We start from the raw sequence: 24,804 nt of genomic DNA, 5'->3' as shown, positions 1-24,804 counted from the left end.
GGGGCCTCGGGATAAGGGCTGGAAGACACTAGGCCCGGTCGTATCAATCACGTCGGAGAGGGTCAAGAATCGGGCAGTCGTACAGCTCCGAGGGAGGGAGCGGGCCTGGCCGAGGTTTTGACAGCCCTGCTCGGGCCTTGTCATCGTGGCCGGCCGTGCGCAACCTGCCCGCCTGCCTGCTACTCGTCCTCGCACTGACCCTTCCGGCCGTGGCCGCCCCCCCCTCCGCCCAGAAGCGCGTGGCGCGCCAGGCGGAGACGCGTGGGCTCGTCCAGGAGGTCCTGAACGGGAGCCTCCCGGTGCCCACCGCCACCTCTCGCCTGCGCATCCTGCGTGAGGAGGCCTTCGCGGCGGGGCTCCTCATTGACGAGCTCCCCAGGATTTTGGAGCCCCGGAGGCTGCGGGACGTGACGGCGGTGCTGGCCGGGTTGGAGACGCGCGCGGCCGAGCCCACCCTTCTGCGGCTGAGCGGGCACGAGGACGGCCCAGTGCGCATGTACGCCGTCCAGGGCCTGGGCAAGCTGCGCAGCCAGCGGGTTGACGTGCTGCTGCCGCTGTTGGAGGACAAGTCGCTCGGGGTCCGCCGGGAGGTGGCGCGCGCCCTGGGTGCCACCCACAACCCCAAGGTGGGCAAGGCGCTCCTGAGCACGGCGCGCACCGAGTCGGATCCCCAGACGCGCGTCATGCTGCTGGAGGCGGTGGGGGCCTCGGGTGACAAGAAGCAGGCGCCGGCGCTGAAGGCCTTCCTCGACGACAGCTCGGAGAGCACCCGCTTCGCCGCCGCCCGCGGGCTGTGCCTGCTGGGCGCTCCCGAGGGCTTCGCCTTCGCGCGGAAGCTGCTGGCCTCGGAGGACAAGCTGGTGCGTCGCCAGGGCCTGGCCCTCTACGAAGGGGTGCCCGTGAAGCAGTCCCAGGCCGCGCTCCGGCCGCTGCTGGAGGACAAGGACAGGACGCTCGCGGCCGGCGCGGCCCGCGTCCTCTACCAGGGGGGCGACAAGACGATGATGTCGTGGCTGGTGCTCGCCTCGTGGAACGCCAAGGGCGAGGAGAAGCTCACCTACGAGAAGGAGCTGGAGACGCTCCACCTCGCGGACGACGAGCGCAAGGCCATCCTCCGGAAGGCAGGGATGGTGCAATGAAGGCCTTCGCCCTGATCTCCACGCTGCTCGCTCACACGCCCGCACTGGGGGCCTCTCCGGCCGTGGTCAAGCCCCGCACGCCCGTGCGCAACAAGGTTACGGAGCCGGTGGTGGTGTGGGCCTCGCTCAGCCCGCAGGAGCGCGCCGCCTTCATCACCGGAGCGGCGGCGCTTCCGCTGACGGATCGGCTTCTGCGCGTGAGTGAGCGCTTCCTGGGGACGCCTTACGTCCACTCTCCGCTCGGGGAGGGGAGTGGGGTGGATCCGGACCCGACCTTCCGGCTGGACGCGGTGGACTGCCTCACCTTCGTGGAGCAGGCGCTGGCCATGAGCATGGCCCACTCGGAGACGGAGGTGCCGGGGATCCTCGAGCGCCTGCGCTACGCGAGCACTCCCACCTATGAGGATCGCAACCACCTGATGGAGGCCCAGTGGTTGCCCAACAACCAGCGCAAGGGCTTCCTGGTGGACGTGACGCGGCGCTATGGCGGCGCGGACACGGTGCGCGTGCAGAAGACGCTCACCGCGCTCACCTGGACGTCGCGCTCCTCGTTGGCGCTGGGGTTGCCCAAGGCGCATCAGCCGCGGGGTACCTACAGCCTCGACATGATTCCGTTGGATCGGGTGCTGGAGCACGCGCGTCAGGTGCCCTCGGGCACCATCCTCGTGGTGCTGCGGGAAGATCTGCCGCTGAAGGCCACCCGGGTGACGCACCTGGGCTTCGTGGTGCAGAAGGGCAAGCGCACCTGGTTGCGCCATGCGCGGCGCGGTGCGGACGGTAACGGCCGGGTGGTGGACGAGGACCTGGAGACGTTCCTCGCGCGCAACGCGAAGTACGACAAGTGGAGAGTCTCCGGCGTGAGCCTCTACGAGCCGCACCAGCCCGATTCGAGCGGTGGCGAGCTCGTGCGCTCCCCGTAGCCAGCTTGCCTGCATGCTGCCCAGGCATCCGAGAAAGCCCCCCGGCGGAGGCCTGGGGGGCGGTGCTCTCGTGGTGAATTAGAGGGAGCTGGACGGTGGGGCGCTGCCCTCCGTCTCTCGCTCCTCCTCCTCGGCGGCGCGGGCGGCCTCCTCGGCGGTGGCGTCTAACTCCGCCTTCTCCCGGGCCAGCAGCTGGGTGGCGCGCTCCAGGAACTCCTCGCCCACCATGATCTCCCACCAGGGCTCCAGGGTGCCGGTGGTGAGTACATCCACGGTGCCGGTGCGACGCGGCCGGATGAACACGGGGATACGCTCGAGTTGAAGCAGGCGGGCGTAGTCCTCCGCGGTGAACGGATCATCCGCGGTGGCCGCTCGGACGAACTTGCGGGTGTCTCCCTCTCCGGGTGGGGCGACGTTGCGCTGGCGCATGGTCTCCGCGTCGACCAGCGTGCTGCCAGGACAGTCCGCGCACTCCTTCACCCCATCCTGGTATTCGGAACCGCACTGCATGCAGTACTTCATCGTGCCTCCCTCCAGGAACAACACCCTGGCAACCGAGCACGAAGTTAGCACGTCCCTGCTTCAGTGCTTGGCTGCTTCCCCCAGGCTCCCCACAGCGGCTGACAGCCGTTCGACATCAATGGGCTTGCGGAGCACCACGTCACAGCTGCTGGAATCCACGTTCGTATAGCCGGACACGAGGATGACGCCTGCCTTGGGCTGTCGGTGCTTCACTTCCTGTGCGAGTGCCGTGCCGCACATTCCGGGCAGTGACTCGTCCGTGACCACCACATCCGGGTGGTCTGCCTCGAAGGCCTGTAGCCCCGAGACGCCGTCCGCTGCCGTAATGACGTCAAAGTCGAGCTCGAGCAGCTCCGCGAGGAGCTCACGGCTATCGCCATCATCCTCGACCAGCAGCACCTTGATTCGCTCTCCCATGCGAGTGGGCAACCCGGGAGCGACGACAAAACGTCCGCGCCGGCCGTGCACTCCGTCCCTTGGCAGGCAAGCGAACGAGGCGGCATGCGCGATGACCGCTCACCGAATGTCACCGGGCTGTCCATTTTGAGGGACCAAGGGAGGTGACGCCATGAAGGTGTTGCTGCGAGGAGTCCACCTGGATTTGACGGATTCGCTTCGGGATTACGCCAACGAGCATCTGGTGGAGCCCATCCGCAAGTACATCGACGACGAGGCGAGCGAGATCGAGATCGCCTTGGTGGACATCAACGGAACCAAGGGGGGCGTGGACCAGGAGTGTCGGGTGACCGTGCGGATGCCTGGCTTCGCGGGCATTCACATCACGGAGACGGCGGAGACCATGTTCCAGGCGATCGACGCGATGCGTGATCGTCTCGAGAAGACCATCAAGCGCACAGTGGAGAAGCGGCGGGAGGCGAGCAGCCAGGGTCTTCCCGACGATGTGCGCTTCTAGCACGTAAGCAGAGCCCGGACCCCTTGCCTGGTGTCCGGGCTCCCGGGCGGACCTCGTCCGATTCTTGCTGGCCCCGAGCGGTGGACGCTATAAGCGGGACCCTTCACCCCGGGCTAAAGGTCGGCGATGGTCCGCTTCAAGTTCTTCCTCTTCGCGCTCCTGGTCCTCGGACTGGGCTTGGCTCATCTCCCCCTGGTTTCCGGACCGCTGAGTGTCCGGGCCACGGAGGGAGCATCCGCGCCCGCCACGGCGGCCATCTCCGAGGTGGCTCGCTCCCTGGTGGCGCGGCGGCTCGCCGTGCAGGGCGTGGCGCTGAAGCTGGCGGCCAGCCCCGATGTGGCCGCCGCCGTCCACCCCGAGGTGGTGGTGCTGCCCAAGGGCAAGGGCCTCCGCATCGTGGAGCCGCCCACGGGCCAGCGCTTCTCCGGCCTGCGCTCCGCCGCGAAGGAGTTGGTGCCCGAGTCCCTCAAGGGCTCGCTCATCCTCGCGCTCGCCACGAACGAGGGCTCGCTGTACGCGCGCGCCGACGGAGAGCCCGCCTCGGACGAGCAGGTCGACGTGAAGGCGTTGAAGGAGGCGGGGAACGAGGGGGTGGTGGTGGACGCCTTCGACGCGCCCCATGTCTTCTACTCCGTGCCGGTGTTGTGGAGTGCGGAGGGTGGGCGCCCGCAGGTGGTGGCGACCCTCGTGGTGGGCGCCCCCCTGGTGGAGGACAAGGTGCTGCAGTCCGCGGCCCTGTCGTCCGGCGTTGCCGCGCTCGCGCTGGTGAAGGGTGACAAGGTGCTGGGTACCGCCGGCTCGGCTCCGAAGCTCGCCGACGAGGGCCTCAAGAAGCTGTCCGCGGGCCAGTCCGGCCGCGTGGTGCAGCGTGGCAGCGTGCGCGGGTGGCTCCCCCAGGTGCCGCAGGTGAAGCTGCCCGTGCTCACCCACCTCGATGACACTCGGGGTGGCGATGCTCCGCTCGCGGTGGGCTCGCGCCGGGCGCTCGAGGGGGGCCTCGAGGTTGTGGCCGTGGTCAGCCTGCTGCCCTTCATGACGGCGCTGGCGGACTACCAGCAGATCGCCCTCTTCGGGTTGATGTGCCTGCTGGGCTTCTCCCTGGTGTGGACGCTGGTGATGGGCTCGAGCCGCGGTGCCGCTCCGGCCCAGGCGCCCGCGAAGGAGAAGAAGGACAAGAAGAAGAAGGGCAAGAAGGGCGAGGAGGAGGCCGAGGCCCCGGCGCCCGCTCCCGTGGCCGCGGCGCCGCTGCCCGTGGCGCCCGTGCAGGAGCCGCCCGTCCCCAGCCCGGATGACTTCCCCTTCCCGGCGTCTCCCGCTCCCACGCGGGCTGTTCCGGACTCTGACTTCCCGTTCCCGCCGCCTCCGGTGCCGGGCGTGGACTCGTTCGCGGCGCCTCCGGCTTCGGGCGGAGATGCCTTCCCGTTCCCGCCGCCTCCGGCTCCGGGCGCGGACCCGTATGGGTCGCCCACGGTTCCGGGCAAGGATCCGTTCGCCGGGCGGGCCTCGGCGGGGGATTCCTTCCCCTTCCCCTCGTCCGACTCGAGCGTCGGTGTGGCCACGGCGGCGCCGCGCGGCGCGTTCGCCTTCGAGGATCAGCCGACGGCGGCCTACTCGCTGAAGCAGGCGGCGGATCCCTTCGCCGCCGCCGCCGCGCAGGCGGGCCTCCCGCCCTCGGGCTTCGGTGCGGAGCCGGCTCCCGAGACGACGCGCGTGGCCGCGATCCCTCAGGAGTTGCTCGCGCGCTCGGCCCGTCCCAACACGGCCGAGGTCCCGCTCCCGGCGCCGGGTCACCCGGGCGTGGCCGCTCCCTCCTCCGCGCCTACGCCTGTCATGGGCACGCAGATGCAGGGCGTCCTGTCCGAGGAGAGCCACTTCCAGGAGGTCTTCCGCGAGTTTGTAGCCACGCGGGATCAGTGCGGTGAGCCCAACGACGGCCTGACGTACGACAAGTTCGTGGCCAAGCTGCGCAAGAACAAGGAGCAGCTCGTCCAGAAGTACGCCTGCAAGACGGTGCGCTTCCAGGTCTACGTGAAGGAGGGCAAGGCCGCCCTCAAGGCCACGCCCGTCAAGGACTGACGCGCGCGACACGGACACTGTCGTCCAGAGGGCTCCAGGTCTCCAAGACCTGGGGCCCTCGTGCTTTTTCCTGTTAGCTCTGGCGCCTCGCTCTCGAGGAGGAAGCACATGAAGGTTGGCTTCATCGGTCTGGGGAACATGGGCCACGCCATGGCGAGGAACCTGCGCGCGGCGGGGCATGAGCTCGCGGTCTTCAACCGCACGCGAGAGAAGGCGGAGACGCTGCGCCAGCAGGGCGCTCGGGTCGCGGACTCGCCCGCGGATGCGGCGCGCGGGGCGGAGCTCGTCTTCTCCATGCTCGCGGATGACCCCGCGGTGGAGGAGGTTGTCTTTGGTGGGTCGGGTCTGCTGGCCGGGCTGGGGCAGGGTGCCATCCACGTCTCGTCGAGCACCATCTCCGTGGCGCTCTCGGAGCGTCTGGCCGAGGCGCATGCGAAGGCCGGGCAGGGGTACGTGTCGGCGCCGGTGTTCGGCAGGCCAGATGCGGCGGAGGCGAAGCAGCTCTGGGTACTGGCCGCGGGTGCGCGGGCCGATGTGGAGCGATGCCGTCCCTTGCTGGAGGCGCTCGGGCGCGGGCTCACGGTGCTAGGGGAGAAGGCGTCCGCGGCGAACGTGGTGAAGCTATCGGGCAACTTCCTGATCGCCTCGATGATGGAGGCGCTCGGCGAGTCGTTCGCGCTCACGCGCAAGTCCGGCATCGAGCCGAAGGTGTTCCTGGAGGTGTTCCAGTCCGTGTTCGCGCGCTCGCCCATCTTCGAGCGCTACGCGACGTTGATCGCCCAGGAGCAGTACGTGCCGGCGGGCTTCAAGCTGCGGCTGGGGCTCAAGGACGTGAAGCTGGCGCTGCAGGCCGGCGACTCCCTGTCGGTGCCGATGCCGCTGGCCAGTCTCCTGCGCGACCACTTCCTCGAGGGCGTGGCCCGAGGGAAGGGCGATATCGATTGGTCGGCCCTCGGGGCGCTGGCGGCGGAACGGGCGGGCCTCGACGAGAAGTCAAGGGGGTGATCCGCCGCTCGATTTCCGAGAAACAAGAAAAATCGCCTGAAACTGCATGAAGGTAAGGAAGCCACGCCTTTTTCGCGCAACTTTTGGCCGTTTTGGGCGACAATGATCCTGAGAACCGAATTTCGCCATCCTTCCGGTCTTCCCCCGAATCGCCGGACCGGGATGGCTCAGCTGGTGGGAGAGAGCCATGGGGTCGAACATCAACAGGGCGAACAACACCCTTTCCCCTCTTGCGATCGAGGCCTTCCGGAAGGCACTGACGGAAGAAATCCAGAAGGTTCGCTGGAAGGACGCCAAGGTCGTCGATCAGCTCAATCCGGAGGGCGCCACTCCCGAGACCTACCGCAACGGCGTCTACAACTGCGCGGGAGCGGTGGCCGCGACGGTGGCGCGCGCGCTGGGGACGAGGCAGGACCAAACGGACGCGGACCTCATCAACGACCTGTCGCGGGATCGCACGTCGAGCAAGGGCACCACCGCCGCGGACATGACCTCCATGCTGAAGGAAGTGGGGGCCAAGGTCGACGGCAAGGTCATCACCGGGCGCTACACGGACAACCGGCTGGATTCGCTCCTGGCCAAGGGTGACAAGGTCGTCGCCCAGGTGGGCGTGCGCAACGAGAGCACCGGCAAGTACGACCCGCACTACGTCCTCATCGACGGCAAGGACAAGAAGGGCAACTACATCATCAAGGACCCGCTCAAGGGCACCTACTCGGCGACCGCGCAGCAGTTGCGCTCGGCCGTCAATCACGCGCCGGGTGCCGGAGGCGTACTCATCCCCATCAAGCCGGCCGATGAGGGCGTCGCCAAGGCGGCGGAGAAGTCCGCGAAGGAGGTCAAGGAGGCCAAGGCCCCGGTTACCCCCGATCCCTTCAAGACCGATGAGAGCAAGGTGGCGGGGAAGGACACGACCTTCAAGCCGTACCTGACGGACAGCTACCAGGACTACACGCCCCCGGCCCCCGTCGAGCTCAAACCGCAGGACACTTCCGACTTCAAGCCCCAGGTGCCGACGGTGAACGAGGCGCCTCAGAAGGTCACCCCCGGGACGGCTCCCGAGAGCTACGCGCAGTCCGTGCTGGGCTTGCTGAACAGCGAGGACCTGGGGGTGAAGGAGCTGGGACAGGAGCTGTACTCGGACCTCAAGACGAGCGCCAACCCCGTGGACAAGAGGGCCGACGAGGTGATCTCGGAGCAGTTCGCCAAGCAGCCGGGCATCGGCCAGAAGGTGAAGTACAACGGCTACGGTGACTGACGTGCCCCCGTGAGCGAGTCGGTCTAGAGTTCTCCCCATGTCTCGCTCATGGCCCCCAGAAGGTAGAGATTCCGAGCAGCACGAGGAGACGGAGGAGACCCAACCCCTGACTCCCGCGCCGCCGGTACGGGAAGCCACGCTCGCCGCGAGCCCGCGTGCGAGGCAGGCCCGGACTCCGTATCCGATGGACGGTGAGGCCTCGCAGTCGGGTGAGTTGCTCCGGGGCGCGCGCGTCGATCGCTACGTCGTCCTCAAGCCCGTGGGCGAAGGCGGCATGGGCGTGGTGTATGCCGCCTATGATCCAGAGCTGGATCGCAAGGTGGCGCTCAAGCTCCTGCGCCTGGAGACAAGCGATGTGGAGGGCGGACGGGCCCGGCTGCTGCGCGAGGCGCAGGCCATGGCGCGTGTCTCGCACCCCAACGTGTGCTCCGTGTACGACGTGGGGACGTTCGGCGAGCAGGTCTTCATCGCCATGGAGTTCATCTCCGGCTCCACGCTGCACCAGTGGATGAAGCAGGAGCACTCGTGGCGGGACATCCTGCGGGTGTTCCTCCAGGCGGGCCGGGGGCTCGAGGCGGCGCACGCGGTGGGGCTGGTGCACCGCGACTTCAAGCCGGCCAACGTGCTGCTCGGCAAGGGCGAGCGCGTCTATGTGACGGACTTCGGCCTGGCCCGGCTGGTGTCTTCCCCCGAGGAGGATGCTGCCACCGTCGCGCTGGCGCCGTCGCCAGGCTCCATGTCCGGGAGCATTCCCACTGTCGCCGCGTCCGTGACCCAAGCCGGGGTGGTGGTGGGAACGCCCAACTACATGCCTCCCGAGCAATACCTCGGGAAGACGCCGGACGCGCGCTCGGACCAGTTCAGCTTCTGCGCGGCGCTCTTCTGGGCGCTCTATCGCAAGCGCCCCTTCGAGCCCACGCAGGTGGCCAAGGCCGCCGAGATGCTGGGCGACCACACCACGGCTCCGCGCTCGCTGACCTCTCGGGTGCGTGGGGGCACGGAGCTGCAGGGCGTCATCCAAGAGCCTCCCTCCAACACCAAGGTGCCTGCCTGGGTGCGGCGCGCGGTGCTCAAGGGGCTGTCGCTTCACGCGGATGATCGCTTCGGCTCCATGACGGAGCTGCTGGCGGCGCTGTCACAGGAGCCTCGGCGGGCGGCGAGGCGGCAGGGGTTGGTGGTGACGGCAGGCCTGGTGCTCGCAGGAGTTGCCGCCGCGGGTGTGCAGTTTCATCAGCAGAGCCAGGTGTGCGCCGGGTCGGAGCAGCTCATGGCCCAGGTGTGGAACCTGGACGTGCGGCGCAAGGTGGAGACGGCCTTCTCGGCGACGGGCCGCGCCTTTGCGCCGGAGTTAGCCCAGAGCGTAAGCCGGGCGCTCGACGCGTACGCGGGCGAGTGGGTGCGCCAGCACACCGCGGCATGCGAGGCCACGCGGGTGCGTGGCGTGCAGACCGAGGAGCTGCTGTCGCTCCAGGTGGTGTGCCTGGAGCGGCACCGCCAGGACTTCCAGGCGCTGACCCACCTGCTCACGGAGGCGGATCGGAAGCTGATGGAGCGCTCGGTGGACGCGGTCAACGGCCTGCCCTCGCCTCAGGAGTGTCAGGACATCGTCTCGCTGTCCACCCAGGTGGGCCTGCCGGCGGATCCGGCCGTGCGTGGACAGATTGAGCAGCTCGGCAAGGAGCTGTCCGAGGCAAAGGCGCTCGGCAGAGCCGGGCGCTACAAGGACGCGCTGCGCCGGGCCAAGGAGCTCGAGCCCAAGGTGGTGAGCACCGGCTACCTGCCGCTCCAGGCCGAGCTGCGCGCCAGCCTGGGGTGGTACCAGCAGCTCACGGGCGATCCCGACGCCGGGGCAACCCAGGTGGAGCAGGCGCTCAACGACGCGGAGGCGGGGAGGGCGGATCGCCTGAAGGTCGAGGCCCTCAACCGGTTGGTGTTCATCCGCGGCATTCAGGGTCACCAGGAGCAGGCGGAGCAGTGGGCCCGGCTGTCGGGCTCGGTGCTGAGCCGCTTGGGGGGAGATACGCGCCTGGCCAGCGAGCTCGAGGGCAACCTGGGCAACGTGGCTCTGCGGCAGGGCAACTACGCCGAGGCCAAGCGCCACTTCGAGAAGACGCGCGAGCTGCAGCAGAAGGTGCTGGCGCCGGAAGATCCCCGGCAGATGAAGACGACGTACAACCTGGGGGTGGCCGCCCTGATGCTGCACGAGCGCGAGCGCGCGCTGGAGCTGCTGACCGAGGCGCTCGGACGGATGGAGTCCACCCTGGGCGAGGGCCATCCTCAGGTGGCGGACTGCCACTCCATGCTCGCCTGGGCGAACCGGGAGCTGGGGCGCCCGGAGCCGTCGTTGAAGCACGCGCAGGCGGCGGTGGCCATTCAGAAGGCCTCGTTCGGTGAGGAGCACCCGGCCGTGGCGGATGCGCTGGATGCCGTGGGGATGAGCCTCATCGCCCTCAAGCGCTACGACGAGGCGCGGAAGACCTTCGAGACCGCGCTGGCGATGAAGGAGACGGCCCTGGGGGCAGACAGCCCGGACCTGTCCTTCTCGTACGATGGCATCGGCCAGGCGTTGCTGGCGGCGAACCGCGCGGAGGAGGCCATCGCTCCGCTGGAGAAGGCGCTCGCCTTCGAGGACGTGGAGCCGGAGCCGCTGGCGGAGAGTGGCTTCGCGCTGGCGCGGGCGCTCTGGCAGGCAGGGAAGGATCCCCTCCAGGCCCACACCGTGGCCGCCAAGGCTCGCGAGCGCTTCGCCCAGGTGGGCAAGCAGGAGCGCGTGGCCGAGGTGGACGCGTGGGTCCAGTCCCATCCCGTGCCCGAGGAGAAGCCGACGCGTTCGCGAGCCAAGGCCTCGGCCCAGACGCGGAAGAAGGGCCCGGGGCGCCTCGCACGCCCGTAGGCGCGTGTCCCCGGAAGAGGAAGAGCGCCGCCTCCGTCTCCGGAAGCGGCGCTCCTCAGGTCACTTCACGGCGGTGACGACCCCGGCGCCGATCGTCTTCCCACCCTCACGGATGGCGAAGCGCATGCCGGGCTCCACACCAATGGGGTGGAGCAGGCGGAAGCCCACCTGGGCCCTGCCCCCTGGCTGCACGAGCCCCTCGCCCATCACCTCGATCGTCCCCGTCACGTCCGTACTCCCGAAGAAGAACTGCGGCGTGTACCCGGTGCCGAACGCCGTGTGGCGGCCCCCCTCGTTGGCGGAGAGCACGTACAGCTCGGCCTCCCCGGCCTTGTGCGGGTGGATGGAGCCCGGAGCGCAGAGCACCTGGCCGCGAGCCACCTCCTCACGCTTGAGACCGCGCAACAGCAACCCCACGTTCTCCCCCGCGCGAGCCTCCACCTGCTGACGGTGGAAGGACTCGATGCTGGTGACCACCACCTCCCGCGTGTCCGGGCCGCTCGCCCCCACCAACTCCACCGCCGCCCCCGCCGTGAGCACCCCGCGCTGGATGCGGCCCGTCACCACCGTGCCTCGCCCCGAGATGGTGAAGACGTCCTCGATGGGCATCAGGAACGGCGAGGTGTAGTCCCGCACCGGATCCGGAATGTGCCTGTCGAGCGCGTCCACCAGCTCCCGGATGCACCGGGTGGCCTCGTCCTGCACGCGCCCGGCCGTGACGGCCTCGAGCGCCTTGAGGGCCGAGCCCTTCACCATCGGCACGTCCGTGTAGCCGTGAGCCGCCAGCAACTCCTGCGTCTCCAGCTCCACCAGCCCGAGCAGCTCCGGGTCCGCCACGTCCACCTTGTTGATGAACACGACCATGCGCTCCACGCCTACCTGGCGGGCCAGGAGGATGTGCTCACGCGTCTGCGGCTGTGGCCCCTGCGAGCCGTCCACCAGCAGGATGGCGCCATCCATCTGCGAGGCGCCGGTGATCATGTTCTTCACGTAGTCCGCGTGACCGGGACAGTCGATATGGGCGTAGTGACGCGTGGCCGACTCGTACTCGACGTGGGTGATGTTGATGGTGATGCCGCGAGCCTTCTCCTCCGGCGCGCTGTCGATCTGGTCGTAGCCGAGACCCTTGCCGCCATGCAGCGCGGCCATCACCTGGGTGAGGGCGGCGGTGAGGGTCGTCTTTCCGTGGTCTACGTGGCCGATGGTGCCAACGTTGACGTGCGTCTTGGTGGTGCCCATGGGAGTGCTCCTGGTTGTGGGCCGGGCCGGCCCGGTTGAAGGCGCTGGAAAAAGAAAAACCCCTCGAGCCACGCGGGCCCGAGGGGTCGGACGGGGAAGTCCCTGACGGACTCAGCCGGTCAGAGCGCCTCCTCGCGCCGCACACGCGAGCCTCGCGACGAGCGGGTCGTCGCTGAGACTGAGACTGATGACGTGGGCGCGAGGGAGGTCATGGCCGTCGAAAGGAAAATGAGTTCAGGAGCATGGACGCACCGGGCCGTCGAAACTGACACCCACCGAGCGAGTGGGCGGTTGGCCTCGGGGGGGTGTCACGCTTTTGGGGCAGCGGCCTATAAGGGACGTGGCGGGCACGGAGCCCGTCCCCCGAGGACACGATGCGGGTGGAGAACGGCGAGCGGGAGCAACTCCGGCGGTGGATGGCGCGGCTCGCCGAGGGAGATCGTGAGGCCTTCACGCCGGCCTTCGTCTGCCTCCAGCCGCTCCTTGAGCGCTTCTGCGCGCGGCTGTTGCCGTGCCGAGAGGATGCCGAGGACGCGGCCCAGACGGCGCTGCTGAAGGTGTTCTCCCGGGCCTCGGAGTACGACGCGACGCGCGAGGTGCTGCCCTGGGTGTTGGGCATCGCCGCGTACGAGTGCCGCACCGTGCTCAAGGCGCGGATGCGCCGGCGCGAGGCCCCCGAGCTGGAGGGCGTGGAGGTGGATGATGGGGCGCCGGGCCCCGAGGCGCGGCTGCTCGCGGAGGACCTGCGGCGCGCGCTAGCGGAGGTGATGGGCGGATTGCGGCCGGAGGATGTGGAGACCCTGGCGGCGGCCATGGGAGAGCGGGAACGGCCCGCGATTCCTGGCGCCACGTTCCGGAAGCGGCTCGAGCGGGCGCTCGGGCGGCTCCGCGAGGCATGGAGGATGCGGCATGGTGTCGAGTGACGGGGTGAGCCTCCAACGGCGTGCGCGTTGGGCCTATGAGTGGGGCCGGCTGCGAGCCGCGGTGCCCGGGGCAATGCCCGCGGTGGGGCTGACCTTCCTGGTGCTGCTGCTCGAGCACCGCCTGAAACCCTCCGTGTTGCTCGTAGGGGGCTTGTTGGTGCTGGGGTGCCTCGGCCTGGGCTGGTGGGGGCGCCAGTGGGGCCGGGCGGTGGCTCCGGGGCTGCTCGCGGGGCTCATCCCGTTGCTGCTCCCGTTCCTGGTCCGAGGGGCCGGGCATGTTTGTTACAGCAGTGGGTGCCGAGCCTTCTGCTTGATGACGTGCGTGGTTGGAGGGCTCGCCGCAGGGGCCTTCCTCTCGTTGGCTTCCCTCCGGATTCAAGAGGGGCGTGAGCGCTTCATCCTGACCTCGGGTGCGGTGGCCTCGCTCTGCGGTGCCCTGAGCTGCATCCTCTACGGCCTGAGTGGAGTGCTTGGGCTGGTGGCCGGTCTGGCCCTCGTCTCGACTCCCGTGCTCATCCTGCGCCGCGCCTGAGGCGCCGTCCCGCCTCGGCGCGAAGGGCACTCGCCTTCACCTCACCTCTCGTCGTTCCCACCAGCCCGGGCCTGTTCCCGGGCAGAAAGGCCTCCTCATGTCTGCGTTCCTATCCCTTCCCCTCGCAATGCTGCTCCACGCGGCTCCCTCGGCCGCCCCCGAGCCCGTACTCTTCGCCCCGGGCGTGGTGTCCACGGGCCAGGAGGAGTTCGGCGCCAGCTTCTCGCCGGATGGGCGCACGGTGGTGTTCAACCGAGCGGACCCCACGCGCTTCAAGTTTCAGTTGTTGATGGTCTCGCAGTGGAGGGATGGCCGTTGGACGGAGCCCGAGGTGTTGCCCTTCTCGGGCCGCTACCGAGACATCGATCCCACCTTCTCGCCGGATGGTAAACGGCTCTTCTTCGCCTCCGTGCGGCCTCAGTCCGCGAGCGAGGAGGTGCACGCGGACTTCGACATCTGGTTCGTGGAGCGCACCGAGAAGGGCTGGGGGACACCGCGGCTGGCCGAGGGGCTCAACACACCTGAGGCCGAAACGAATACCTCGGTGACGCGCGAGGGGGCTGTCTACGTGACGCGCAGCCCGAAGGAGGGCAAGCGGCGCATCTACCGGCATGCGCCTCGGGGCGACGGGTGGGCACCGGGCGAGCCGCTGCCGGAGGTCATCAACTCGGGCCATGGGGATGGCAACCACTTCGTGGACGCGGACGAGCGCTACCTCGTCTTCTCCTCGCAGCGGCCGGGCGGACTGTCACTGGACGGGTTCGACCTGTACGTCAGCGAACGGACGGGAGGGCAGTGGGGAACGCCGCGTAACCTCGGTCCCGCTGTCAACCGCACCGATGGGGCGCTCACTCCCACGGTGGTGTCTGCGAGGGGGACGCTGCTCTATGCCCAGCGGCGGCCCTTCCTCACCACGCCCCCCGCGCGCCCGCTGACCACGAAGGAGTTCACCACCCGGCTGAACTCGCCCGGCAATGGCAATGGTGACTTCTACGAAGTGCCGCTCACTGCCGTGGGGCTGCCGGCACCCGGGAAGTAGCACGTGTGCTAAGGCCATGGATGAACCACACCGAGCGGAGGCTCGCCGTGTCGACATGCGTGGCCGTGCGGTGGCTGTTGGTGCTCCTGTTCCTGCTCCCCACAGTGGCTCGGGCCGGAGAGGGTAGGCACTGGGATGTTCCCACCCGGGCGGCGGCGCGGAACCCCTGGGAGCTGAGGCTCGTGCAGGAGCCGATTGTGGGCGCACCGAGGCTCGTGCCGGATGTCGTGCAGGTGCCGCCCCTCGAGCATCCCCTGTGGCAACGGCTGCTCGTCGAGGGCGTGGCGGGCGTGGGGACAGGTTTGGTGGGAGCCCTCGTGGGTGTGGGGACGTTCATGCTGGGGAGCGGACTCCACCTCCTCGAGCCCGAGGACGGCCTGACGGTATTGCCCTTCGCGCTGGCGGGCATGGCCGTCGGCTTCCCCCTGGGCGTCTGGTGGGGCGGCGAGCTGATGATGGGAAACGGGAGCCTGCTCGCGACACTCGGGGGCTACGCCGTGGGGGGGCTCGCGGCGGTGGGGTTGTGGGCGCTCTCGGAGCCTGCGAGTCAACCACGCTCCAGCCTCCTCAAGGGGGTGGCCATCCCCCTGCCGGTGGTGGGCGCCTTCCTCGGGTACGAGGTCTCCTCTGGCCTCCGGAAGAAGGTGAAGGGGCTCGAGGTGCAACCCGCTGTCATCATGTCTTCGGAGCGCCAGGCGCTGGTGTTGGCCGGCCGATTCTGAAAGCTCGCGCTCGCGCCGAGTGGTTCTCTCCGTCATGGCGTGGTACCCCCGTGCCGTGAGCGACACCTTCGAGCAGCTCGGTCTGTCCCCGGAGTCCCTTGAGGCGCTGCGCCGCGCTCGGTTCGAGCGACCCACGCCCATCCAGGCGCGGGCCATTCCCCCGGCGCTCGCGGGCAAGGACGTCATCGGCTGTGCAGCCACGGGGACGGGGAAGACGGCGGCGTACGTGCTGCCCCTGGTGGAGCGGTTCGCCGGCCGGAAGGGGACGCTGGGGTTGGTGTTGGCGCCCACCCGCGAGCTGGTGCAGCAGATCGCCGGGCCGGTGGAGTTCTTCGGCGGGCCGCGCGGTGTCTCGCACGCGGTGGTCATCGGCGGCGAGGACATGGCGGCACAGGCCGAGGCGCTGAAGCGGCGGCCCACCCTGGTGCTGGCCACCCCGGGCCGGCTGGTGGATCTGCTGGAGTCGAGGGTTGCGTCGTTTCCACAGCTGGAAGCGCTGGTGCTCGACGAGGCGGACCGGATGCTGGACATGGGCTTTCAGCCGCAGCTCGAGGCCATCCTCGCGACGCTGCCCCGCCGTCGGCAGACGCTGCTGTTCTCCGCGACGCTGGGCCCGGACGTGAGCCGCTTCGCCCGCGAGGAGCTGCACCGGCCGGTGCGTGTGGAGGTGACGCGCAGTGGGACTCCGGCCGAGCGCGCCGAGCAACGGCTGTACGTGGTGAAGCCCGAGGAGAAGTCGGCGCTGCTGCTCACGCTGCTGGCGCGTGACGAGGCGACGGCACTTGTCTTCACTCGGACGAAGGAGCGGGCGGATAAGGTGCACCGGGCGCTGGAGCGAGCGGGGTACCGCAGTGGGGTGCTGCACGCGGACCGGACGCAGAACGAGCGCAACCAGACGATGAAGGCCTTCCGCGAGGGCAAGTACCGGTGCCTGGTGGCCACGGACATCGCGGCGCGAGGGCTGGACGTGGAGGACGTGGGGCACGTCATCAACTACGACCTGCCACACGTGCCGGAGGACTACGTGCACCGCATTGGCCGCACGGCGCGGGCCTCTGCGAGTGGCGTGGCCTCGACGTTCGCGACGGCGAAGGATCGGCAGATGGTCGAGCAGATCGAGAAGCTCATGCGGGGCGGGATTCCCCGCGTGACGGTGCCGCGCGAGGACCCTGTCTTCCAGGCGGAGTGGGAGCGCCACCAGGCGGCCCAGCGCGACCCAGGCCCGCCGCAGAAGGACCACGGCGTCTCGAAGAAGGCTCCCGGGCAGGCTCCGGGGCGGCATGCGCGGACGCACGGGAAGGGCCCGCGCTTGGGCAAGACGAAGGAGTGATGCTCCGTCCTGATGGGAGGTTCGTTAGAGGAGCTGTTATTGCTCGCGAGGGAGGGACAGGGTGAAGCAGGCGCCCTGGCCGGGCTCGCCGCTCACGTCCAGCTTGCCGCCGTGCTCCTGAAGGATGCGCGCGGCAATCGCCAGTCCCAGCCCCGTGCCGCCGTCCTTCGTCGTGAAGTAGGGCTCGAAGATGCGCGCCCGATGCTCGGGTGGAATCCCCGGGCCGCTGTCCTGTACCTCCACCACCGCCTCCCGCTCGTCGCCTCGCACGCGCACGCGCAGGTCCCCGCCTCCCTTCGCCATCGCCTCCTCGGCGTTCTTCACCAGGTTCACCAGCACCTGAGTGAGCTGGTCCCGGTCCGCTTTCGCCACCACTCCCGATTGCACCTCGGAGTGGATGCGGATTCCCGGGGGAGGTGTGGCGTAGAGCGACAGCACGCTCTGCGCAAGCTCCCCCAGGTCCACCGGCTCCAGTTGCGGCTTGGGCAGGCGCGCGAAGCGGCTGAACTCGTCGACGATCCGCCGCAGCCGATCCACCTCTTCCAGGATGACGCCCGCGCTGTCCCGGAAGAGCGCGGGGAAGCGCGCGTCCTGCGCGTCCTGCACCGCCATCAGCGTCTCCAGTGACATGCGGATGGGCGTCAGCGGGTTCTTGATTTCATGTGCCAACCGCCTCGCCACCTCCTGCCACGCGGCGACTCGCTCGCTGGCCACCAACCGCTCGGTGGTGGAGCGCAGCTCTGTCGTCATGTGGTTGAACGTCTTCACCAGCTCGCCCACCTCGCCTGTGGCCTTCACCTGCACCTGCACGTCCAGCGCACCCTCGCCCACGCGCCTCGCGCCCGAGGTGAGTGCCTCCACCGGCTGCGTAATCCGCCGGGCCATCAGCAGCCCCAGCAGCACGGCGAAGCTCAGCCCCAACCCGGCCAGCAGCAGGAAGGAGCGGAACACGCCCACCGTCGCTTCCCGCTCGGCCGCGCGGCTGAAGACGAGCCGCACCGTGGCGGCTTCGCCCAGCGGCAACACGCGCGGCACCGTAGGGGGTTTGACGCTTCCCGCCCTCGCCACCACCGTGTCCCCAGACAGCAGGGACACCTCCGCCCCCGTAAGCCGCGACAGGTGCGCCGCCAGCCCCTGGTCCAGCAGCACCCCTCCCACCACCCACAGCCGCGAGTCCCCGTAGTCCACCGGCCTCGCGGTGACGAGTGCGGGCACCTCGCGCAGGCCCTGGTCTCCTCGGACCGACACCTTCACCGGTACGGGCTTGGATGACTTCTCCCGCGTCACCGCGAAGAGCACCGGGTCCGGATCTCCCCGGCGCGCGGGCAGGTGCCCCGAGGAGAGCGTGGTGCCTTTGCGATCGAACAGGGACAGCACCGTGAGACCCCGGCTCTTCATCAGCGGCTGGGCGGTGTCGGCGCGGATGGCGCGGGCGGGGGACTCGCGGGCCTCGCGTGCCAGATCCTCCATGGCGGAGCTCTCCACCAACTCCTCCACGGCTCGGCGTGCGTTGGCGGCGGCGCGCTCGAGGGCCTCTTGCGCGGAGGCGGTGGCCCCGTCCATGCGCGCGTCCAGCCCTCGCGACAGCGTGGCGCGCAGCTGCGTCAGCGTGAAGGGCACCATCACCGCCAGCGGCACCAGCGCCAGCAGGGCGAAGGCGAGCGCCAGGCGTGTCCTCAGTCTCATCTCCGCGCTCCCGGGACCCCCGGTACGGTGGGCTGCAGCCAGGCACCGTCCAACACGGGCAGCCCCTGGGCGTCGAACACGAGCCCTCCCACCTCCGGTGCCGCGCGCAGTGCCAGCCCCTGCGCGTAGAGCGGCAGCAGCGGTACGGACGAGGCGAGTGCCAGGGCTCGCTCACGTACCCGCGCGTCACGCGCCGCCGCGTCCGGCAGGGCACCGATGCGCGGCAGCTCCACCCCGAGCAGATCCTTCCGGCCCGCGGCGTCCAGCACCACGGCCAAGGCTGGGCCGGGCACAGGCGGCAGCAGCAGCGAGTGGAGCATCAGCTCGTAATCGCCCCTCGCCCAGCGGGCGCGCAGCTCGGCTCGCGGAAGGCGCTCCAGGGCCACGGCATAGCCTCGATCGTGCAGCCTCACCTGGAGGCGCTCGGCCACTGCGCGCTGGTCCTCGCTGCCCGCGTCGTAGAGGAGCGTCACCTTGCGCCCAGCCTGGGCGGGCGGTGGCGAGGGGCGTGGGCCCGCGGCCTGGGGGAGGAGCGCGGGCGGCAACAGGTGCGGCATGGGCACGGCCGGCCCTCGCACGAAGAGGCGCGTGAGATCGTCGCGGTCGAGCGCGCTCTCCACCGCTTGCCGGAAGTCCGGAGGCACGCGCCTCGGCGACCAGGCCAGGTAGGTGGCGTACAGCGCCGTGCCCGAGGCGGTGCCAGAGTCCGCGAGGACGCCGAGCGCCACCTGGGCCTCCTGCGTCGACCACAAGCGCGAGAGGCCGCGCTCATCGGTGGGCGTCAGGCGCAGTCTGTCCACATACGGCCGGCCCTGGCTCCAGGCGAGCCGTGCTTCCACGGTGTTAGCGCCAGTGGCGGAGAACGGGCCGAGCGCGGCGGGGACGGAGCGTGGAGGGGCGAGGGCGGGGTGGCACAGCGCGCGCTCCAGGTCCGGCCACGGGAAGGCGAGCGCGAGCTCCAGCGTGTCGCCGGTGGCGGAGAGTTGCCGGCCCTCACCGCGCAGAGGGAAGAGGAGGGCGCGATAGGGCGAGGGGGCCTCGGAGCCGGTGAGCCGGGCCCAGGCGCGGACGAGCGCGGCGGCCTGCGCGGCGGAGGGCAATCCGAGGCGTACCACCTGCGCAGCGGGGCGCGACAGCTCCCGGGCGAGCGCGGGCGAGAGGTGTCCGTTCGGGGTCAGGTGGCAGGGAGGTCGCGAGAGGAGCCCGAGCACGGTGGCTTCGGTGGGGGAGTCGGCGAGGGCCGGCTCTCCGGGCTCGGCGGGGCCGGTGTGGGCGACGCGCAGCTCACCTCCGTAGGGGACGCGGCCGGCGGCGAGCGACGGCATGGCGCCGAGCAGGAGGAGGCTGGCGAGGGCATGGCGGAGCGTCATGGCGCACCCTGGCGCAGGAGGAAGAGCACGCCGGTGCCATCCGGTTGAGAGAGGCCCACTACCACCTCACGGCGCTTGTCCCCGTCCAGGTTGGCCGTCACCACCTGGAGGGCTCGGCCGGCGGGAAGGGGTCCCTGCCAGAGGGGCTCGTGGAGGGTGGGGTCGCTGCCGTTCGTCTTGAAGACGCGCAGCACGTCCGGCGACGGTTGGAGTTCAGGCGAGGTGGTGAGCAGCTCCGGTGTCCCATCCCCATCCAGGTCCCCGAGCGCGCTGCCGGCGCCGAGGCCGGAGAGCTGCAAGGGAGCCACCGAGGGCCGAGCGAAGAAGGAGGCCGAGCCATCCGGGTGGACGAGGAGGAGGCGCGAGTTGGCGGAGCTGAAGGTGGTGAAGCGGGACTGCACACCGGCCAGGCGCTGCTCGCCGTTGCCGAGCCGCACCTCGGGAGTGAAGGCCGTCTGGCCCGGCATGAAGGCGCCGCGCGCGTCCGAGGCCAGGGGCGCTGACTCGAGTCGGGACACGGCTCGCAGCGCGCCGCCCTCCAAGGAGAGCACCTCGCCGTGGGCGAAGCGGGTGGAGAAGGCGGCGATGCGCGGCGGCCCGGAGAGGAGGGCCAGCGCGCCGAAGGGCTCGCGGGTGGGGGCGGGGCTTGGGGGCAGCGCCTCCAGCGAGCGCTCGGCGACGAGCTGCCCATCCGCGGCGAAGACGTGGACGGCCCGCTCGGTGAGCGCGACCACTTCATCCTTTCCGTCCCCATCGAGGTCCCCCGCGGCGAGCGCTGCGAGCGGGACGGGCAGTCGCGCCAGCACGGCGCCCAGCAGGCTCAGGGGACGCGGCTCCTCGGAAGGCGTGGCGGGCGGGCGCGGAGGCTCCACGGCGGCAAGCGCGAGCACCGCGGCATCCGCCTCCACGGCTTGGGCGATGGCAGCGGCGGGCGAGGGCGCGCGGGTGGCAGTGCGGCCGGACCAGAAGTTCACCCAGGTGCCGAACAGGTCGCCATGCGCGCGCAGCTCGCCGGCCTCCACGCCAAGGGTGAGCCGCAGCAGGGCGCGGGTGCCCTGCTCACGGGCGAGCGACTCGGCGGCGTCGGCGGAGGGTGCCTCCAGCACCACGGGGGCGAGCCCGGCGGAGGCGAGGCGCGAGGCAAGCAACGTCCCGAAGGCGCGCCGCAACTCGGGAGCCGCCCCGGAGAGGTACAGGGCCACGGGAGGTTCGGGCTTCACCTCGCGGACATCCGAGGTCACGGCCTGCGCGAGCCGCTCAAGGGCCGGAGTCGCCGCGGTCTCCGAGGCGGACGGAGCGGCCGGGATAGGAGACCGCTGCGTGGGCTTCGCAGCCGGAGAGGGGAGCGCGGCCAGGAGGAGTGCGGCGGCGAGGGCTCGGCTCACAGACCCCCCCGGCTACCTTCCTGGAGAAAGAAGTCGCTCGGGGTGACGTGGCCGGGAGGGGGCGCCTCGGCGGTGGGCTGGGTGCCGTCGAGGAAGGACTCAAGCCGGCCGGGCACGGAGTTGCCCGCGAGCAGTCCTGTGGCGGGGTCGATGCGCACCTGCACCACGCCGGGGGGCACCTCGAACTCGCGCGCAGGCAGGCCCTGGTGGGCGGCGCGCATGAACTCCAGCCAGATGGGGAGGGGCGCACGGCCACCCGTCTCGGAGCTACCCAGGGGCGAGTGGTCGTCGAAGCCCACCCACGCGCTGGCGACCCAGTCCGCGGTGAAGCCGGAGAACCAGGCGTCGCGGTTCTCGCTGGCGGTGCCCGTCTTGCCGGCGGCGGGGCGGTTGAGCTCCGTCACGGCCCGGGCCGTGCCCTCCTCCACCACGCTGCGCATCAACGAGGTGGTGAGGTAGGCCACCGCCGGGGGCAGCGTCTCCTCGAAGGCCGGCTGGTGCTCCTCGAGCACCTTGCCCTGCGCGTCCACCACCTTCAGCAGCGTCAGCGGCTCGGCGTAGCGGCCGTTGGCCTGCAGCGTGGCGTAGGCGTTGGCGGCCTCGAGGATGGACACCTCACCGGTGCCCAGCGCCAGGGTGAGGTTCTCCGGCAGAGGCGAGCGGATGCCGGCGCGGCGGGCGAAGTCGATGGCGGTGGCGGGGGTGATGGCCTCGATGAGGCGCACGGACACGGTGTTCTTGGACTTGGTGAGGGCCTCGCGCAGCGTCATGGGGCCCTCGAAGGTGCGGTCGTAGTTCTGCGGCTTCCACGTCTTGGCGGTGTACGGATCGCGGATGGCCTCGGGGGCGTCATTCACCGTGCTGATGGTGGTGTAGCGCCCGCTACCGAGCGCGGCGCCATAGAGGAAGGGCTTGAAGGACGAGCCGGGCTGGCGCCGGGCCTGGGTGGCTCGGTTGAAGGGCGAGAGCTTGAAGTCATAGCCGCCCACCATGGCCACGACGTAGCGGTTCTGCGGGTTGATGACGACGAGGCCGCCTTGCGCGAGCGGCACCTGGTCCAGCGTGGCCTCGAGCAGCGCGGGGGCGGGCGTGACACGAGTGATCCGCACGAGCACGATGTCGCCGGGCTTCATCACGTCCGACATCTTCGAGGGAGCGCTCTTGCCCTTCATGCGCGCCCAGGTGACGGAGGAGAAGGGAATCTCCGCGGTGCGGCCCACCAGGTCCACGCGGGCCTTCTTGCCGGAGTCATCCACCTGGGTGACGTAGCCGGACACGCGCAGGCCCTCCTTGAGGGGCGCGAGCTGCACGTCGCGCGCGAGCTTCTCGTCGGCGGAGAGCTTCTCGTCCTCCTCCTGCTCGGCGTCGGTGGTCACCACCGGCTCCTCGACGGGGTTGGGCTGCGGCGCGCCCGTCTGCGCGAGCGAGGCGAGGTCGGCCACGTAGGCACCTTCCTTCTGGCGCCGGCCGGCCTCTTCGATCTGCCGGGCGATGAGGGGCTTGAGGCGCTCGAAGCGAGCGGCCTCCAGCGTGCCCAGCGCACCGCGGTAGCCCTGACGACGGTCCACGGCCTCCAGTCCCTTGCGCACCGCCTCGTCGGCGATGGCCTGGAGCTTGGGGTCCATGGCGATGTCCACGCGCAGGCCTCCGGTGAGCACGGCCTGCTCCCCATAGCGGGCGACGAGCGTGCGGCGCATCTCCTCGGCGTAGTAGGGACCCACCTCGGCGGGAGGCCGAGGCGCGAGCACGATGGGCTTCTCCATCTCCTTCTCCACCTGAGCTTTGGGGGCGAAGCCGTGCTGCGCCATCTGCTTCAACACATAGCGCTGGCGCTCCTTGGCCTTGACGATGTTCTTCTCCGGGTTGATGCGGTTGGGCGACTGCACCGTGCCCGCGAGCACCGCGGCCTCGCCGAGGCTCAGGTCCTTGGCGTGCTTGCCGAAGTAGTAGAGCGCTGCCTCCTCGATGCCGCTGCGACCCTGCCCGTAATACACCTGGTTGATGTAGAGGCTGAGGATCTGATCCTTGGTGAGCGTCTGCTCCACGCGCGGGGTGAGGATCCACTCGCGAATCTTGCGCGGGAGGCTGCGTTCAGGAGACAGCAGCATGTTCTTCACCACCTGCTGCGTGAGGGTGGAGGCACCGGACTTGCGGCTGCCGGGGATGAGGTTCTTTACGGCGGCGCGGGTGATGCCGAAGAAGTCGAGGCCCTCGTGCTTGTAGAAGTCCGCGTCCTCGGCGCCGAGGAAGGCGTTGCGCACGTGAGGAGGCAACTGCTGGATGTCCACCACGGTGCGACGCCCTTGGGGCATGAAGAACTCGGCGCACACGGAGCCGTCGGCGCACCGCACCTTGGTGACCTGGGGCAGGGTGTAGTTGCGCAGGGCTTCAGGCGAGGGCAGGTCGCGGCTGAAGTAGAAGTAGGTGCCCGCGCCGATGAGCACGAGCAACACCACGCCCACGGCGGCGAGAACGAGGAGCCGCTTCGTCCAGTGCCACAAGCGGGCACCCAGGCCGGGACGGGCCGGGGGCGGGGGCGCCGGAGGAGCCGGGGACGCCGGAGGAGTGGCGGGAGTCGGGGATTGGGGCTGGGAGCTCATCTCGCGGGCCGGGTTCATGGGGCGCGGTGACAGTAAAAGGTGGGCGGACGTTAAACCGCCGGGCGGGGAACCGGAATGGGGCTGGTGGCCGAGTGGCTCGCGAGACGGCTGACGAGCGCCGGCTATTCCGGGCACCCCGGGGAGCGCCTGTCTCCCAAGAGTGCCTGTACATCGACGGAGGCACGGGCCTCACGATTCAACCGGCCGAGGTTGAGGCGGGCCTTGCTGTCCCCGGGTGAGAGGCGCATGGCAGTGTCAAAGGCCATACGAGCCTCCTCGTAACGGCCGAGCCGCTCATAGGCGAGCCCCAGGTTGTTGTGGACGAAGCCCACATGGGGAAGCAAGTAAGCAGCCTGGGCGAGGGCCTCGGCGGCGAGGGCCTCCTGGCCGGACTGCAGGTAGGCAAGCCCGAGGTTGTTGAGGGCATACCCGTGGTAGGGGTCAAGGTGCACGGCCTGTTTGAACCGGATGATGGCCTCATCGAGCTGGCCGGCGGAGAGGTGGGCGCGGCCGAGCACCTGGTAGAGCTCGGGGTACTCGGGGTCGAGCTCGAGCGCGGCCTCGGCGGCGCGGAAGGCGCCCTCGACGTCGCCGAGCTCCAGGAGGAGGCGGGCCTGCTGGACGAAGGGCTCGGGACCGTCGGGGAAGAGGACGGCGAGCTCCCCATACGCGTCGGCGGCGAGCTGCTTGTGACCGGAGCGGAGGGCCAGGGGGATGAGGGTGTCGAGGGCCTTCTCAGCGGCATCGACATCCTCGGCGGCGTCATGGACGGCGCGGCGGGCCTCGGTGAGGGCACCGGAGAGATCACCCTCATCGCGCAGGGAGCGAGCGCGAGCGAGGTGGTCCACGGGGAAGAGGTGCTCCTCGTGAGGGAGGGAGAGCGTGTCCGCGGGCTCGGCGGGGGCGAGATCCTCGGAGGTCTCGGGGAGCCCATCCCCCATGTCGGTGATGAGCGCCGCGGTCGCGACGGGAGTGGGCTCGGAGGAGGGGAGCACCCGGTTCTCGAGCCGATTCACGGAAGAGGGGAGGAGCGCCCGGGGCCGCCGGAGCTGACCGGCATCGCAGGCAGCGAGGGAGAGGGCGGCGAAGCAAGCGGACAGGATGGTGTTCCTCATGGTGTGGCTCCTTGTCGGGAGGAGCCCACTGCGATGCGCGTGCCAGGCCCCCTCTCCCTCTGGGAGAGGGCGGGGGGTGAGGGTCTACGAGGACGCCTCCCCGCTCCCCGGGCGGGCCCTGTGCGGCCTGAGGGCCA

Annotated in this window: 20 protein-coding genes; 12 read left to right on the top strand and 8 right to left on the bottom strand. The window is 70.1% G+C overall.

The genetic code is table 11. From position 1 onward, the window contains the following. Positions 1–155: 155 nt before the first annotated feature. Together F0U60_RS37920 and F0U60_RS37915 are read left to right on the top strand one after the other, a co-directional pair. Complete coding sequence (locus F0U60_RS37920; RefSeq protein WP_395806943.1) at positions 156–1,139, top strand: HEAT repeat domain-containing protein; 984 nt, start codon at positions 156–158, stop codon at positions 1,137–1,139. Next, entirely contained in the window at positions 1,136–2,059 is a 924-nt protein-coding gene (locus F0U60_RS37915; RefSeq protein ID WP_395806941.1) for an N-acetylmuramoyl-L-alanine amidase-like domain-containing protein, read from the top strand. The genes F0U60_RS37920 and F0U60_RS37915 overlap by 4 nt, the downstream gene beginning before the upstream one ends. 78 nt (positions 2,060–2,137) lie before the next feature. On the opposite strand, the gene F0U60_RS37910 is transcribed toward F0U60_RS37915, so the two are convergent. Both F0U60_RS37910 and F0U60_RS37905 read right to left on the bottom strand, forming a co-directional pair. Next, positions 2,138–2,581 carry a hypothetical protein gene (locus tag F0U60_RS37910; RefSeq protein ID WP_395806939.1) on the bottom strand — a complete coding sequence of 148 codons (444 nt, stop codon included), beginning with the start codon at positions 2,579–2,581 and terminating at the stop codon, positions 2,138–2,140. Between the two features lie 60 nt (positions 2,582–2,641). After that, positions 2,642–2,998, bottom strand: a complete 357-nt coding sequence (locus F0U60_RS37905) for a response regulator (protein WP_395806937.1) — start codon at positions 2,996–2,998, stop codon at positions 2,642–2,644. 151 nt (positions 2,999–3,149) lie between these two features. Here F0U60_RS37905 and hpf point away from each other — a divergent pair, with 151 nt between their 5' ends. The 5 genes from hpf (at position 3,150) to F0U60_RS37880 (ending at position 10,726) form a co-directional block, all read left to right on the top strand. Further along, positions 3,150–3,494, top strand: a complete 345-nt coding sequence (hpf, locus tag F0U60_RS37900) for a ribosome hibernation-promoting factor, HPF/YfiA family (RefSeq protein WP_395806935.1) — start codon at positions 3,150–3,152, stop codon at positions 3,492–3,494. A 126-nt stretch (positions 3,495–3,620) separates the two neighbouring features. Continuing rightward, positions 3,621–5,570: an MXAN_5187 family protein gene (locus tag F0U60_RS37895; RefSeq protein WP_395806933.1), complete on the top strand. Its 1,950-nt coding sequence runs from the start codon at positions 3,621–3,623 to the stop codon at positions 5,568–5,570. A gap of 108 nt (positions 5,571–5,678) precedes the next feature. Further along, positions 5,679–6,575, top strand: a complete 897-nt coding sequence (locus tag F0U60_RS37890) for an NAD(P)-dependent oxidoreductase (protein ID WP_395806932.1) — start codon at positions 5,679–5,681, stop codon at positions 6,573–6,575. 187 nt (positions 6,576–6,762) lie between these two features. Then, complete coding sequence (locus F0U60_RS37885) at positions 6,763–7,833, top strand: hypothetical protein (RefSeq protein ID WP_395806931.1); 1,071 nt, start codon at positions 6,763–6,765, stop codon at positions 7,831–7,833. A 37-nt stretch (positions 7,834–7,870) separates the two neighbouring features. After that, on the top strand, positions 7,871–10,726 hold the full coding sequence (locus F0U60_RS37880) for a tetratricopeptide repeat protein (protein ID WP_395806930.1): 2,856 nt from the start codon (positions 7,871–7,873) through the stop codon (positions 10,724–10,726). Between the two features lie 60 nt (positions 10,727–10,786). Here F0U60_RS37880 and tuf read toward each other — a convergent pair whose 3' ends face one another. Beyond that, complete coding sequence (gene tuf, locus F0U60_RS37875) at positions 10,787–11,965, bottom strand: elongation factor Tu (RefSeq protein WP_395806929.1); 1,179 nt, start codon at positions 11,963–11,965, stop codon at positions 10,787–10,789. 374 nt (positions 11,966–12,339) lie between these two features. Here tuf and F0U60_RS37870 point away from each other — a divergent pair, with 374 nt between their 5' ends. The 5 genes from F0U60_RS37870 to F0U60_RS37850 all read left to right on the top strand — a co-directional run bounded on the left by F0U60_RS37870 (position 12,340) and on the right by F0U60_RS37850 (position 16,511). Continuing rightward, complete coding sequence (locus tag F0U60_RS37870) at positions 12,340–12,888, top strand: RNA polymerase sigma factor (protein ID WP_395806928.1); 549 nt, start codon at positions 12,340–12,342, stop codon at positions 12,886–12,888. Continuing rightward, the gene (locus F0U60_RS37865) at positions 12,875–13,420 is read left to right on the top strand and encodes a hypothetical protein (RefSeq protein WP_395806927.1); all 546 of its coding nucleotides are present in this window, start codon (positions 12,875–12,877) and stop codon (positions 13,418–13,420) included. The genes F0U60_RS37870 and F0U60_RS37865 overlap by 14 nt, the downstream gene beginning before the upstream one ends. Positions 13,421–13,517: 97 nt before the next feature. After that, entirely contained in the window at positions 13,518–14,459 is a 942-nt protein-coding gene (locus F0U60_RS37860; protein ID WP_395806926.1) for a TolB family protein, read from the top strand. A 47-nt stretch (positions 14,460–14,506) separates the two neighbouring features. Next, positions 14,507–15,181: a hypothetical protein gene (locus tag F0U60_RS37855; RefSeq protein ID WP_395806925.1), complete on the top strand. Its 675-nt coding sequence runs from the start codon at positions 14,507–14,509 to the stop codon at positions 15,179–15,181. 55 nt (positions 15,182–15,236) lie between these two features. Next, on the top strand, positions 15,237–16,511 hold the full coding sequence (locus F0U60_RS37850; RefSeq protein ID WP_395825628.1) for a DEAD/DEAH box helicase: 1,275 nt from the start codon (positions 15,237–15,239) through the stop codon (positions 16,509–16,511). Between the two features lie 36 nt (positions 16,512–16,547). Here the strand turns inward: F0U60_RS37850 and F0U60_RS37845 are convergent, their stop codons facing one another. The 5 genes from F0U60_RS37845 to F0U60_RS37825 all read right to left on the bottom strand — a co-directional run bounded on the left by F0U60_RS37845 (position 16,548) and on the right by F0U60_RS37825 (position 24,667). Continuing rightward, positions 16,548–18,197, bottom strand: coding sequence for a sensor histidine kinase (locus tag F0U60_RS37845; RefSeq protein ID WP_395806924.1), 1,650 nt, complete (start codon positions 18,195–18,197; stop codon positions 16,548–16,550). Next, the gene (locus F0U60_RS37840) at positions 18,194–19,567 is read right to left on the bottom strand and encodes a peptide ABC transporter substrate-binding protein (protein ID WP_395806923.1); all 1,374 of its coding nucleotides are present in this window, start codon (positions 19,565–19,567) and stop codon (positions 18,194–18,196) included. The genes F0U60_RS37845 and F0U60_RS37840 overlap by 4 nt, the downstream gene beginning before the upstream one ends. Further along, positions 19,564–20,952 (bottom strand): FG-GAP repeat domain-containing protein, encoded by a 1,389-nt coding sequence (locus tag F0U60_RS37835; protein WP_395806922.1) that lies wholly within the window; start codon positions 20,950–20,952, stop codon positions 19,564–19,566. The genes F0U60_RS37840 and F0U60_RS37835 overlap by 4 nt, the downstream gene beginning before the upstream one ends. After that, positions 20,949–23,570, bottom strand: coding sequence for a penicillin-binding protein 1A (locus F0U60_RS37830; protein WP_395806921.1), 2,622 nt, complete (start codon positions 23,568–23,570; stop codon positions 20,949–20,951). Before F0U60_RS37830 ends, F0U60_RS37835 begins: the two co-directional genes overlap by 4 nt. A gap of 104 nt (positions 23,571–23,674) precedes the next feature. Continuing rightward, the gene (locus F0U60_RS37825; protein ID WP_395806920.1) at positions 23,675–24,667 is read right to left on the bottom strand and encodes a tetratricopeptide repeat protein; all 993 of its coding nucleotides are present in this window, start codon (positions 24,665–24,667) and stop codon (positions 23,675–23,677) included. Positions 24,668–24,804 lie beyond the last annotated feature (137 nt).

This window comes from Archangium minus, assembly GCF_044360475.1.
Taxonomy (GTDB): domain Bacteria; phylum Myxococcota; class Myxococcia; order Myxococcales; family Myxococcaceae; genus Archangium; species Archangium minus.
Note: the sequence above shows the minus strand (reverse complement) of the source record. Positions and strands in the feature narration are given on the sequence as shown.